Raw genomic sequence first — 14,513 nt, forward strand, 5'->3', positions numbered from 1 at the left:
TCTCAAGAAATCAGTTTTTCCAGATCATCGAGGGATAGACGTTTGAGGGCCTCCAGGGATTTAGCCAATTCATCCTGAACGGGCGACATTTCGACACGCAGGGCCTCGATCCGCGCACAGAACGCCTTGAGGGTATCGGTTTCAAACAACGCCTTGAGCGGCACCTTGTCACCCAGACGTTCCTTGATCCGGGTCACCACCAGCGTGGCCAGCAACGAGTGCCCGCCGAGCTGGAAGAAATTGTCCGCCAGCCCGACGCGCTCGACCTCCAGCACCTCCTGCCAGACCGTCGCCACTTCCCACTGCAGATCGGTCTGTGGCGCCTGATACTGCTGCTGCGCCGGACTGTCGCCCAGGGTCATCAGCGCCTTGCGATCCAGCTTGCCGTTAGGCGTCAGCGGGATGGCGTCAATCAGGTGCAAGTGCCCCGGCACCATGTGCGCCGGCAGGCGCGCGGCCAGAGCACTGCGCAAGCGTTCCGCCAATGCGATCTGATCGCTCACCGGCTGCGCTGGCACGACGTAGGCGTGCAGGTGTTTACCGGCCGCACCGTCCTGGGCGAGCACCACCGCTTCAGCAATGTCCGCCTGCTCCAACAGCCGCGCCTCGATCTCGCTGAGTTCGATACGGAACCCGCGAATCTTCACTTGATGGTCGGCGCGGCCAATGTATTCGATGTTGCCGTCACTGCCCTGGCGCACTAGATCACCGCTGCGGTACAGCCGTTCGCCGTTGCTGGCGTAAGGGTTCGGCACAAAGCGTTCGGCGGTCAGCGCGGCCTTCATCAGGTAGCCACGGGTCACGCCGGCACCGCCCAGGTACAGCTCGGCCGGCACGCCTTCAGGCAGCACCTGCAACTGACTGTCGAGCAGGTACGCGACGGTGTTTTCCAGCGGCCGGCCGATGTTCGCCTGCCCCTGTGCCGTGCGCAGGGTGAAGGTCGAATACGTGGTGTCTTCCGACGGCCCGTACAGGTCGTAGACCTGCTGCACCGAGGTGCTCGCGTACAAGGTATCCACCAGACTTTGCTTGAGCGGTTCACCGGCCAGGTTGATGGTCTTGACCGAGCGCGGAATCTGCCCGGCACGTTGCAGCGCGGCAATCGCCGACGGCACCGTGTTGATCAAGGTGACCTGTTCGCGGCCCGGCAGATCGGCCAGTGCCAATGCGTTGTCCGCCAGTACCAGACAACCGCCGCAGGCCAGCGTGACGAAGATTTCCCAGACCGACAGGTCGAAGCAGATCGACGTCGACGCCAGCACACCGCGCAGTTGTTCTGCGCGATACACACCCGCCGACCACTGAATCAGCGCCGACAGGTTGCCGTGGGTAATCGCCACGCCTTTCGGCTTGCCGGTGGAACCCGAGGTGTAGATGACATACGCCAGATTCTGCGCCGTCACTTTCGCCACCGGGGCGGTAGACGGGAACTCGCAGAGCGCGTCCTCATCCACCAGCACTACCTGCGCACTCAACGCTTCAGGCAGCATCGCCTGCGCCGCGGGTTCGGTGAGCAGCACGGCGGCGTGACTGTCGTCGAGCATGTGCAGCAAACGTTCCTGCGGGTAGTCCGGATCCAGCGGCACATAAGCGCCACCGGCCTTGAGGATCGCCAGCAGGCCCACGAGCATGTCCGGGGTGCGATGCATGCACACGCCCACGCGCACTTCCGGCCCGACACCCAAGGTTTGCAGTTTGTGCGCCAGACGATTGGCCCGGGCATCGAGGCTCTGGTAATCGATCGATTGCTCGGCGAACACCACAGCCTGCGCCTGTGGTTGCCGCTGCAGTTGCGCGGCGATGTGTTCCAGCACCGTGCGAGTGTCCGGCGCGGTGACGGCAGCCTTGCCCCAATTGATCGCCTCTGCGCGCTGCGGCGCTGCGAGCAATTGCAACCCGCCCAGTGGCTGAGCGGAATCGGCGAGGAACTGCGTCAGCAGACTTTCCAGCTGCGCACTCAGGGCAGCGACCGTGGTCGCGGCGAAACTGGCCTGATCGTAACTGATCCCCAGACTCAGCTCGCGACCAGTGACCGCCACCAGCGTCAGTGGGTAGTTGGTCTGTTCCTGACGACGAATCGCCGAGAACGTCAGACCGGTGGCCGGGCCTTGTTGCAGGGCTTCGGCCATCGGGTAGTTTTCGAACACCAGTAGGCTGTCGAACAACGCCCCGGCACCGGTTCCCGCCCAACGCTGAATGTCGTAGAGCGGCGTATGTTCGTGCTCGCGCAGCGCCAGATTGAGGCCCTGCACCTGTTGCAACCACTGACTGACGACGATTTCCGCGGACGGCGCCGCCACCACCGGCAGGGTGTTGATGAACAGGCCGATCTGCTGCTCGACACCCGGCAGGTCGGTGGGACGTCCGGCAACGGTGGCACCGAACGCCACGTTGTCCTGGCCGGTGTAACGCTGCAACAGCACCAGCCACGCCGCCTGCACCAGCGTGTTGAGAGTGACTTTCTGCTCGCGGGCGAAACGGTTCAGATCGGCGGTCAACGCCGCGCTGAACACATGCTCGTGGTCGGCGTAACCGACTGCCGCCAGCGGCGCGCCCGACACGGCGCCGGCCAGTCGCGTCGGCTCTTCCAGGTCGGCCAGCGCCGCCGTCCAGAACGCGCGGCTGGCCTGCTGATCACGCTGGCCGAGCCACTCGATGTAGTCGCGATAGCGCCCCTGGGGCGCGGCCGGGGCCAGACCGGCGTAGCGCTGCAACACTTCGCCGAACAACTGCGAGGTGCTCCAGCCATCCATCAGGATGTGATGACAGGTGTAGATCAGGTGATGCGTCGCTTCGTCGGTGCGCACCAGTGTCACCCGCAACAGCGGCGCGGCGGTCAGGTCGAACCCGCTGGCAAGATCGTCACTGGCCAGTTGTTCCAGCGCTGCGCCGAGGTCAGCCCGGCCACGCCAATCCTCGACCTGCCATGGCATTTGCACGTTATGCCGCACCACTTGCACCGCCGCGGCGGCATCCTGCGGCCAGATGAATGCGCTGCGCAGAATCTCGTGGGCCTCAACGGTGTGCTGCCAGGCCTGACGGAAGCGCTCGGCGTCCAGTTGTTGCACGTCGACACGCAACTGGTTGGTGTACGCCGGGCTGTCCGGATCGTTGACGCTATGGAACAGGATGCCTTGCTGCATCGGCGATAACGGGTACAGATCGACGATGTCACGGGCCGGGATTGGCAGTGTCGACAGCTGTGCCTGGGTCAAGGTCGCCAGACTGAAGTCCGACGGCGTGACGCCTGCTTCACCACTGTCGCAGCAGTGCTCGATCAGACGCTCCAGCTCACACCGATAGGCTTCGGCCAGCGCCGCGATGGTTTCTGCGCGGTACATGCCCGTGCCGAAGGTCCAGGTCAGCTCCAGCTCACCGCCATACACCTGACCATCGACGCTCAGCCAGTTGCCCAACGGTGCAGCGGCGTCCTGATTGGCGCCGGTGCTTTCGCCACTTGGCACGAACAGCGCGCCCTCGTCAGCGCTGAAGGCACCGTCGAACTGGCCCAGATAGTTGAACGTCACGCGCGGCTGCGGCAATTCCTGCAGCTCGGCGCGTCGGCTCAGATATCGCAGCACGCCATAACCGATGCCTTTGCCCGGCACCGCACGCAGTTGTTCCTTGATCGCACACAGGGAGGCACCCGGATTCACATCCGGGGTCAGGCGTACCGGGAACAGGCTGCTGAACCAGCCGACCGTTCGACTCAGATCGACCTCGTCGAACAGATCTTCGCGCCCGTGCCCTTCGAGCTGAATCAATACCGAAGGCTGTGCGCTCCAGTCGCACAACACCCTTGCCAGCGCGGTCAGCAGCAGATCGTTGATTTGCGTGCGATACGCCGCGGGAGCGACTTTGAGCAGCTTGTGGGTCAGCGCCTGACTCAGGCGCGAACTGGCCCGGGCCGCCTCGGCACGGGTCTGACTGTCCTGCGGGAAATCTCGCGGCAGTTGTGCGTCGCCCGCCTCCAGGGTTGCGCGCCAGTAGTCGCTCTCGACAGCCAGTGCCTCGCTTTGCGCATACCGCTGCAGATGTTCGGCCCAGCTGTGCAACGACGTGCTTTTACCCGCCAGAACCAGCGGCGTGCCGGCGGCGAGCGCGGTGTAAGCGTGCTGCAGATCCTCCAGCAGAATGCGCCAGGACACCCCGTCGACCACCAGGTGATGAATGACCAGCAACAGGCGTTGCTCAGCGTGCGGCAGGTTCACCAGCACCGCACGCAGCAAGCGTCCCTGTTGCAGATCGAGGCTGCGCTGGGCTTCGTCAGCGAGTGCCGGCAACGCCGCCAGACTGTCCAGCTCGCGCAGCCACAACAACTCCGGATCACGCTGGGTCTGCGCCAGTGCCTGCCACGTATCGCCCGAACACTGGAAATTCAGCGCGAGTGCATCGTGCTGTTCGACCAGTGCCGCCAACGCAGAGCGCAGGTGATTGGCGTCAAGGGTGCTGGTCGGTTGCAACATCACCGACTGATTCCAGTGTTGACGCTGGGCAATGTCGGTCTCGAAGAAGCGTGCCTGAATCGGCAACAACGGCAGCGGCCCACGATTCGGCGCCGTGGCCGCCACCGGTTTGGCTTCGATCAGCCTGGCCACCGCAGCCAACTGGCCAATGGTCTGCTTTTCGAACAGCTGCTTGGGGCTCAGCTTGATCCCCTGGCGCTTGGCCCGGGCAATGATCTGCAGGCTGAGGATGGAGTCACCGCCCAGCTCGAAGAAGTTGTCGCTGGTGCCCACGCGCTCAAGCTTGAGCACTTCGGCCCAGATTGCCGCCAGCTTCTCCTCGACCTCTCCCACCGGCGCAACGAAATGCTGCGTGACCACGCCCGGCACCGGCAAGGCACGCTTGTCGAGTTTGCCATTGGCCGTCAGCGGCAGTTGCTCCAGCAGCACAATCTGCGCCGGCACCATGTACTCCGGCAGGCACGCCTGCAACTGCTCGCGCAGAGCGTGTGCCTGCAAGGTCGCAGCGGCCGCCGGCACACACCACGCCACCAGTTGCAGGCGCGCCGGATCGTCATCCAGGGCCAGGGCGAGCACCGCCGCCTCACTGACGCCGTCAAGGCCGAGCAGCACCCGCGCGACTTCCGCCGGTTCGACGCGATAACCACGCACCTTGACCTGATCGTCGGCGCGACCGATGAACTCCACCGCTTGCTGACGATTGCGCCGCACCCGGTCACCGCTGCGATAGACCCGCGCACCCGGGGCGCCGAACGGATCAGGCAGGAAGCGCTCGGCAGTCAGACCCGGTTGCCCGAGATACCCCAGCGCCACGCTGTCACCTCCGATGTACAACTCGCCGGCCACCTGATCGGCGACATTGTTCAGCACATCGTCGACGATGTAGACCTGCGCACCGCTCAGCGCGGTGCCGACCGGAACGCTGCGCGCGTCGGCCGCCAGCTCACTGACCTCGTGGGTCAGCACACCGACCGTGGTTTCGCTCGGCCCGTAGTGGTTGATGATGCGGCACTCCGGCTTGAGCTGACGCACGCGTTCCACCAGTGCCGGCGAGCAGGCTTCGCCGCCGACGATCAGCGCCTGCGCCGGCAGCACATCGGCGGCGCGGCCAGCCTGCAACAACGCCGCCAGGTGCCCCGGGACGATTTTCAGCATGCCCACTTGATGCGTAGCCATGTACTCGGCAAATCGATCCGGGTCGAAACCCAATTCTTCCGGCAATACGTGCAACAGGCGACCGGAACACAGCGCGCCGAACAACACCGTGAAGCCCAGATCCGCCGCAATGGTCGACACCAGCGCCATGCTGGTGTCCGGCGTCGGCGCCAGGCGCTCCAGCACAGCGCGCACGTAACTGCCCAGCGCCCCGTGACTGACCAGCACGCCCTTGGGTTGCCCGGTGGAACCGGAGGTGTGAATCACATACGCCGGGGACTGCGCAAACAGTGGCACCACCGGGCTGAGATCCGCCTCCTGCTGCCACTGTTGCGGGGCATACGCGAGCCCCTGACAACCGTCGACCGCCAGCGCGGACACCCGCGCATCCCCTTGCGCGCACAACAGCAGGCGCGCGCCGGCATTGCCGAGCATCTGCTGCAACCGCGCGTTCGGCGCCTTCACGTCCAGCGGCATGTACACCGCTGCGGCCTTGAAGATCGCCAGCACACAGGTCAGCCAGTCCAGCGAACGCTCCATCAGCACCGCTACCGGTTGGCCGGGGCTGATGCCCTGCGCCAGCAGATGATGGGCCAGACGATTGGCGGCCTGGTCCAGCGCCTGAAAACTCAGGGTCTGATGCAGGTCGCGCGCAGCCAGTGCTTCGGGCTGTTGCGCCACTTGATGAGCCCACTGCTGCAACACTGACAACGCCGGTTCGCCCGGTGCTGCGAGCACCACCGGAGCCCGCGTGGCGACGCTGTGCAACGGCGCTTGCGGTGCCTTGAGCAATTCGCTGAACAGACCGAGTAATGCCGGCACAAAGCCCTCGACGGTTTGTACGCGATAAAGGTCGCTGGCATAGGTCAACTGGCCGTGGATCAGCGTGCCGTCGTCGGTGATGTCCAGCGCCAGATCAAAGTGGGTGCCGTCCTTGTCCAGCGGATACTCGGCCACGCTCAGTCCCGGCAGGTTCATCGAGCGCTGTTTCTGCATACCGACGTTCTGGTTGAACTTGGCCTGGAACAACGGGTTGTGGCCCAGGGTTCGTTCCGCCACCAATTCGTCCACCAGTTGCTCGAATGGCAGTTCCTGATGCGCCTGCGCGCCGAACGCCGCCTCGCGCACCTGCGCCAGCAAGTCTTCGAAACTGCCGCACTCATCGATCTCGCAACGCAACACCTGGGTGTTGACGAAGAAACCGATCAACCCTTCGACTTCGGCACGGCCACGATTGGCATTCGGCACGCCGACGCGAATGTCGCGCTGCCCGGCCTGACGCGAGAGGAACAGCGAGAAACCCGCCAGCACCAGCATGAACAGACTGATGCCCTTGCTGCGGGCAAACGCATTGAGTTGCAGGGACAACCGGGCACCGAAATCAAAGCTCAGGGTCTGGCCTGCGAAGCTTTGCGTCAGGGGCCGGGCAAAGTCCGGCGCCACTTCCAGCAGCGGATGTTCCTCACCGAGCTGCTGACGCCAGTAATCGAGTTGACGCTCGCCCTCGCCGGCTTCCAGCCAGCGCCGCTGCCAGATCGCATAGTCGGCGTATTGCAACGGCAGCGCCGGCAACTGCGGCTCGTGCTGAAGACTGAAGGCCTGATAACACTGGACGAATTCCTTGACCATCACGTCCATCGACCAACCGTCGGAGACGATGTGGTGCATGCTCACCACCAGCACGAATTCCTCTTCGGCCAGCGCAAACAGACTCGCACGCAGCAGCGGTCCATGGCGCAAATCGAACGGCCGCGCGCTGACTGTCTGCACCTGTTGCGCCAAGGCCGGCTCACGCTGCGAAGCCGCAAGGCGGGTCAGGTCAATGCGTTCCAGAGTGATCGGCTGCTGCTCGAGAATCACCTGCTGCGGCTGATCGCCGTCGGTGTGGAACACGGTGCGCAGCACTTCGTGGCGCGCGACCAGATGATCGAAAGAGCGTTGCAGCGCCGATTCGTCCAGACGTCCTTTCAGGCGCAGCCCGGCCGCCATGTTGTACGCGGCGCTCTGCGGTTCGAGTTGCCAGAGAAACAGCAGGCGTTGCTGAGCGAACGACAACGGAATCGGCGTGACCTCGTGACGACTGACCGGCAGCGGCAACAGGCTGAAGTCCTTGCCGTCCTCGCGCAGTCTGGCCAGAAACTGTCGACGCTGCTCCAGCGGCAAGCCGACGAATCTTTTAGCGATACGCTCCGCCATGGTGCCGCTCATACTTCTTCTCCTTCCAAAGCATTCATGAACTGATCCATGTCGGACCAGTCGTCATCCGTTGCACTGTCCACCTGTTGCGCCAGCACCGCCGCCAGATCGGCCAGCAACGGTTTTTCGAACAGGCTGCGCAGTGGCAAGACCACGCCCAATTGAGTTTTGATGCGTGCGATCACCTGCGCGGCCAACAGCGAATGGCCGCCCAGTTCAAAAAAGTGATCATCCAGACCGATCCGCGACACTTGCAGGACCTCGGCCCAGATTTGCGCCAGACACTGCTCGGTGTCGGTTTGCGGCGCGCGATAGTCGCCTTGCAACTGGCTCGCATCCGGCGCCGGCAAGGCCTTGCGGTCGAGCTTGCCGCTCGGTGTCAGCGGCAGATTCGGCAACAACAGCAAATGCCCCGGCACCATGTAGTCCGGCAGATGGGCTTGCAGCGCGGTGCGGATTTGCTGGCGGAACGCCGACTGGGTGGCGGCGCTTTCCAGCACGGCGTGCTCGCCGACCACGTACGCCACCAGTTGCTGGCCGCCACTGAGCGGCACCGCCAGAACCACCGCCTCGCGAATGCCCGGGCACTGTTGCAGGCGCGACTCGATTTCGCCCAGCTCGATGCGGAAACCGCGGATCTTCACTTGATGGTCGACTCGGCCGACATACTCCAGCGCGCCATCGGCGCGCAGTCGGGCACGGTCTCCGGTGCGGTACAGACGCTGCCCTGCGGCGAACGGGTCGGCGATAAAGCGCTCGGCACTGAGCATCGGCTGACGGTGATAACCACGGGCCAGGCCCGGGCCACCGATGTACAACTCGCCCACCGCACCTTGCGGCAGCAGGTTCAAATCATCGTCCAGCACGTACAGACGCCGGGCATCGAGCCCCTTGCCAATCGGGATGCCGCGCCAGGACACGGCGTCTGCCGTCAGTGCACTGCAATCATGAATCGTCGAAACCACCGTGGCTTCGGTCGGCCCGTAGGTGTTGAGCAACCGCACATGCCCCAGCCCGGCCTGTTGCCACAGACGCAAACCGTCCACCGCCATGGCCTCGCCACCGACGTGGATCTGTCGCAGCGCGCCAAAACCGGCCGGCGGTTGCGCCGCGTATTCCTGCACCAGCCAATACCAGTACGCGGCCGGCAGGTCTGCCAGGGTGATGCCGTGATCGACAATCACCTGACGCAACGTTGCGCTGTCCCACAATGGCGCATCGCGCAGCACCACAGCGGCGCCATGGCACAGCGGCGGGAAGAACTGCTCGACAAAACCGTCGAAGCTGCTGGTGGCGAACTGCAGGACCCGGTCACCTTCGCGCAGGTCGCTGTAATCGATGGCGCGGTCGATGAATTCACTCAGTGCACCGTGACTGACCGCCACGCCTTTCGGTCGCCCGGTGGAACCGGAGGTGTAGATCACGTAGGCAAGATTCTGCGGCGCGACCGTTAACGACAGGTTGTCGGCCGGAGTCTCGCCGGACAATTGCTCCAGGCACAGGCACTCGACAGCCTCCAGCGCCGGCAGGCTGGCAAGGCTGGCGCTGTCGGTCAGCAGCAGTTTCAAGCCACTGTCATCCAGCACGTGACGTAACCGTTCAGCCGGAGTTTGCGGGTCCAGCGGCACATAGGCGCCGCCCGCCTTGAGCACGGCCAGCAACGCCACCGCCAGCTCCAGCGAGCGCCCCAACGCCACACCGACCAGCTCGTCCGGGCCGACACCGCGCGCGCGCAGCTGATGCGCCAGGCGATTGCTGCGCGCATTGAGTTCGGCATAGGTCAGTGACGGTGACGGCGCGGTGGCGAGGATCACGGCCGTTGCCTGCGGCGTACGTGCCACTTGCGCCTCGAACAGGTTTTGCACGCTGGCGAAACGCGGCGCCGCAGCAGTGGCCTGAATCAGTTGCGCGCGCTCGGCATCTGCCAGCAGCGCGACTTCGCCGATGACCTGCTGCGGGTCGCGGCAGACGGATTCAAGAATGTTGCGCCAATGCCCGGCCATCGCGGCGATGGTCGCGGCATCAAAAATATCGGTGGCGTACGTGAAGGCGGCGAACAGCTGCTCGCCTTCTTCGCGGGTATCGAGCATCAAATCGCTGGTGGCCGCATGTTGCCGAGCGCTGCCGGCCAGTTGCTCTTGCGTCAGATAACCCACCTGCAAACCCGATTCCAACTGCACATGCTGCAAGTCGGTCACCAGCGGCTGATGGTTGAACATCACCTGAAACAGCGGATTGTGGCTTTGGCTACGCGCCGGCTGCAGGGCCTCGATCAAGGCGTCGAACGGCAGCTCTTGATGAACCTGCGCGCCGAGTGCAGCCTCGCGCAGACGCTGCAACAGCTCGGTGAAACGGGTTTGTGCGGTGACTTCGCTGCGCAGGATCTGGGTGTTGACGAAGAAGCCGATCAGCCCTTCCGTTTCGCTGCGGGTGCGGTTGGCAATCAGGCCGCCGACGCGAATGTCGGTCTGCCCGCTGTAGCGATGCAACAACGTCTTGAACGCCGCGAGCAGCACCACGAACAGGGTCACGCCCTGACGCTGGGCAAGGCTTTTCAGCTCCTGACGCAGCGCCGCATCAATGACCGTTTCCAGACGCGCGCCCTGGTGACTCGATTGCGCCGGATAAGCGCGGTCGGTCGGCAACTCCAGGACCGGATGCTCGTCGCCCAATTGTGCGCGCCAGTAGTCCAGTTGCCGTTCGCGCTCACCCGCCTCCAGCCAGCTGCGCTGCCACAGCGCGTAATCGCGGTAATGCACGGTCAGCGCCGGCAACGATGGTTCGCGCCCCGCCACCAGCGCATCGTAGGTACGCATGAACTCGTCGATGAGAATATTCATCGACCAGCCATCGGCAATGATGTGGTGCAAGGTCAGCAGGAGCACATGCTCCTGCTCGGCCAGACGCAACAGGCGCAGGCTCAGCAGCGGGCCGTTTTGCAGATCGAACGCTTGCGTGGCTTCAGCCATCATGTGCTGTTGCGCGAGCGGCCAGCGCTGCTGTTCGGGCACGGCGCTCAAATCGGTGAGGGGCAGTTGCAGCGCCTGCGGCTCGGCCACACGCTGGAAGGCACGCTCGCCGACCTGACCGAAGGTGGTGCGCAGACATTCGTGCCGCGCGACCAGCAGGCTGAACGCCCGCTCCAGCGCTTGCACCTGCAACGCGCCGTTCAGGCGCACGGCCATCGGCAGGTTGTAGGCAGCACTTTGCGGATCCAGTTGCCAGAGAAACCACATCCGCTGCTGGGCGTAGGACAGGCCCTCACGCTCGGCGATCCCGTCACAGGCGGTCATGGGAAGCTGCGCAAAATCGATGCCTTCGCGGGCCATGCCGGCGAGAAACAAACGGCGTTTGTCCTGCGGCAGTTCGATAAAGCGGCGGGCTAGTTTCTGTGCGTCTGCGGCATTCATGCATTGGGTCCTTGCTGATCGGCGGCGTGACCAGGAGGCCCGGTCGTATCAACAAGAACGAATGACAAACGCAATGATTTAGCGCACTGGCGCAACAGCGGCCCGGCAGTTACCCACACCGACGCAAAAATGCCGAAGCCGGTACAAGACCGGCTTCGGCAGCGTCACGGGCAACCACCCGAATGGCTCAGAGCGGGCCTTGGGAATGCCCCTCGGCCATGGCCACGATGACTTTGCGCGGCCCTTCGAACGGCGAACGCGCATGGGCCGACAACATATTGTCGAGCATCAGTACATCGCCTTCCTGCCACGGGAAACTGATCGCGCATTCATCGAGCACCGCCCGGATCTGCGCCAGCACTTCGTCTTCGATGGCCGAGCCGTCACCGTAATAAACGTTACGCGGCAAGTCCTCCTCATCGACGATGTCCAACAGGCTTTCGCGCACTTCCGGCTGCAAGTTGGAGATGTGGAACAAGTGCGCCTGATTGAACCAGACGTGATCGCCGGTCACCGGATGCACCGCCACCGCCTGACAGGTCTGACGGGTACGCAATTCGCCGTCATCCTTCCACTCGCAAAGGATGCCATGGGCCTTGCAGTAGGCCTCGACGACCTCGCGGTCGTCGGTGTTGAACACATCTTCCCAAGCCACATCCAGACCGTTGCCGAAGTTGCGCACATACATCAGACCTTTGCTGACAAAGCGCTCTCGAATGGCCACCGGAATACGCCGATAGACTTCGCGACTGTCGGCAATCGGCGTTTCGCCACCGGACTTCGCCGCAATCATGCTGTAGAACCAGATTTTCATCGGCCAGTCGCGGGAGTAAGCCTGTTCGTTGTGCAGCGGAATGCTCTGGTGCGCCGGGTATTCGGTCGAGGTGTATACGCCTTGGGTGACGTTGGTGCGCGGCGTGGAGCCGAACTCGTAGTTCAACAGCGGATGACCGAAACTGGCCGCGAACTGACGAAACTGTTCAGCGCCGTCGAGACGAAATCCGCGGAACAGCACCCCGCCATCGCGCAGCAGATGCTCATCGACCAGCGCTTTCACTTCATCGAACACCGCCAACAGGTCGGTATCCGCCTCGGTCGCCTCCACCAACAGCGGCAAGCGCCCTCGTTGCGGCAGCAGCGGCCGAACGGAAAATTCCACAGCAACAGCCATGACTGGCCTCCTGTAATCACTCGATAGTGAGCGGTGCGTCAAAACGCCGGTGCCGCCGCTTGCGCATGACGCCGGTGATGGACTTCCAGATGCGTCTTGATCGTGCGGATCACCCGGGCTTCGTGCTCATGAATGAAGAAATGCCCACCGGTCATCATGTCCACGGAAAAACTGCCCAGGGTTTCCTTGCTCCAGCCGATCAGTTGCTCGGTGGTCGCGCGGTCTTCCTTGCCGCCCAGCACATGCACCGGGCAATTGAGCAGCGGCCGCTGCGCCGGACTGAAGCGTCCGCACATCATGAAGTCGGCGCGCAGCACCGGCAGCGTCAGGCTCATGAGTTCCTGGTTGGCCAGCACTTCTTCGCTGGTGCCCTGAAAGGTGCGCAGTTGATCGATCAATTCCTCATCGCTGCGCGCTTCGGCAAACCCGCGATCGTAGTCGCTGCGCATGGTCGGCGCCGCCGTGCCGGAGGCGAACAGCGCCACCGGTTCCGGCGCGCCGAGCTCGCGAAAGGCGTGCGCCATCTCGCACGCCAGCAGCGCGCCGAGGCTGTGGCCGAACAGGGCGTAAGGCGTTTGCAGGCCGGGTTTGTGCTCACGGGCCAACTGGCGGGCCAGGGCTCGCATGTCAGTTTGCAGGGGTTCGTCGAAACGGGCACCGCGCCCGGGCAACTCCACCGGTTGCAATTGCAGCCATGACGGCAGTTGGCGCCGCCAGCGGCTATAGACCATCGCGCTGGCGCCCGAATAGGGCAGGCACAGCAGTGTCAGCTTTGTCACCGCGTTTACCTCAATGGGTTATCTGTAAAAGAGAACGGATGAGGCGTGGCGCGAATTAGTCCGAATGCCGATCATTTCAAATGGCGGAAACTCTGCACAGCCGAACCCAGCACCACCGCGCCGGCCGCGATCGCCAGCCAGAATCCGCTGCGCGCACCGAAGGCGTCCACCAGTGCGCCGGATCCGGCCGCGCCAATCGCCACCCCGATGCTCAGACCGGTGACCAGCCAGGTCAGGCCTTCGGTGAGCTTGGCCGGCGGCACAATGCGCTCAACCAGCGCCATGGCGACGATCAGCGTCGGCGAGAAGAACAGCCCGGCGACAAACACCGCCAGCGACAAACCGAAAATATTGCTCGCCAGCAACAGCGGCAGCGTGGTCACCGCCGTCGCCACACCGCCGTACAGAAACAGCCGCGGCAACGGCAGTTTCGAACGCATCGCGCCAAACGCGATACCGGCCAGGCATGAGCCGATGGCGTACACCGACAACACGATGCTCGCCGCCGCCGGCTGACCCTGCTGCTGGGCGAAGGCAACGCTGACCACATCGATCACGCCAACGATGACGCCCATGGCCAGCATCAACGCCAGCAGCCATTGCACGTCGGTCGAGCGAATGATCGAACCTTGATGCTGCGACTCCTGCGGGTGCACCGCCGGTTCGGTGCTGCGCTGGGCGACAAACGCCGTTACGCCGACCGCCAGCGCCAACAGCGCGGCCAATGGCCCGGCCTCGGGAAACGCCACCACACACAGCCCCACCGACAATGGCGGGCCGACGATGAAACAAACTTCATCGAGTACGGATTCCAGAGCATAAGCGGTCTGCAATTGCGGCTGGCCGCGATAGATCTCGGTCCAGCGCGCGCGCACCATCGCCGACATGCTTGGCATGCAACCGGCCAGCGCGGCGAAGATGAACAGCGTCCAGGTCGGCGCCTGCAAGCGGGTGCACAGCAACAACATCAGCAGCGCCCCGCCACCGATCAATGCCGACAGCGGCAGCACCTTGCCCTGACCGAAACGATCCACCAGACGCGAGACCTGCGGCGCACAAAACGCCGTGGCCAGGGCAAAGGTCGCCGCCACCGCACCGGCCAGCGCGTACCCGCCCTTCAGTTGCGAAAGCATGGTGATCACGCCGATGCCGGTCATGGAAATCGGCATGCGCGCGACCATCCCGGCCAGTACAAAAGCCCGGGCGCCGGGGGCGGTGAATAATTCGCGGTAGGGGTTTGCCATGGAACACTGCCTCATCAAGGGCCGCCAAGTTGCCATAAAGGCTGATGAGCAAGGAAGCGGGGAATTGTTGGTGGAATGTGAAGGCCTGAAGA

Annotated in this window: 5 protein-coding genes; all 5 read right to left on the minus strand. The window is 63.9% G+C overall.

Annotated features, from left to right (window positions below):
- Window positions 1–2: 2 nt before the first annotated feature.
- Window positions 3–7,829: a non-ribosomal peptide synthetase gene (locus JFU48_RS27220; RefSeq protein WP_201138255.1), complete on the minus strand. Its 7,827-nt coding sequence runs from the start codon at window positions 7,827–7,829 to the stop codon at window positions 3–5.
- Entirely contained in the window at window positions 7,826–11,227 is a 3,402-nt protein-coding gene (locus JFU48_RS27225; RefSeq protein WP_201138256.1) for a non-ribosomal peptide synthetase, read from the minus strand. Before JFU48_RS27225 ends, JFU48_RS27220 begins: the two co-directional genes overlap by 4 nt.
- Before the next feature lie 187 nt (window positions 11,228–11,414).
- Complete coding sequence (locus JFU48_RS27230; RefSeq protein WP_103484099.1) at window positions 11,415–12,398, minus strand: TauD/TfdA family dioxygenase; 984 nt, start codon at window positions 12,396–12,398, stop codon at window positions 11,415–11,417.
- 38 nt (window positions 12,399–12,436) lie between these two features.
- Window positions 12,437–13,177: a thioesterase II family protein gene (locus JFU48_RS27235; protein WP_003223420.1), complete on the minus strand. Its 741-nt coding sequence runs from the start codon at window positions 13,175–13,177 to the stop codon at window positions 12,437–12,439.
- A 71-nt stretch (window positions 13,178–13,248) separates the two neighbouring features.
- A complete protein-coding gene (locus tag JFU48_RS27240; RefSeq protein WP_201138257.1) occupies window positions 13,249–14,421 on the minus strand; it encodes an MFS transporter in 1,173 nt (390 codons plus the stop codon).
- Window positions 14,422–14,513: the final 92 nt, after the last annotated feature.

It is taken from the genome of Pseudomonas sp. TH49, from assembly GCF_016650625.1.
GTDB classification, from domain to species: Bacteria; Pseudomonadota; Gammaproteobacteria; order Pseudomonadales; family Pseudomonadaceae; genus Aquipseudomonas; species Aquipseudomonas fluorescens_H.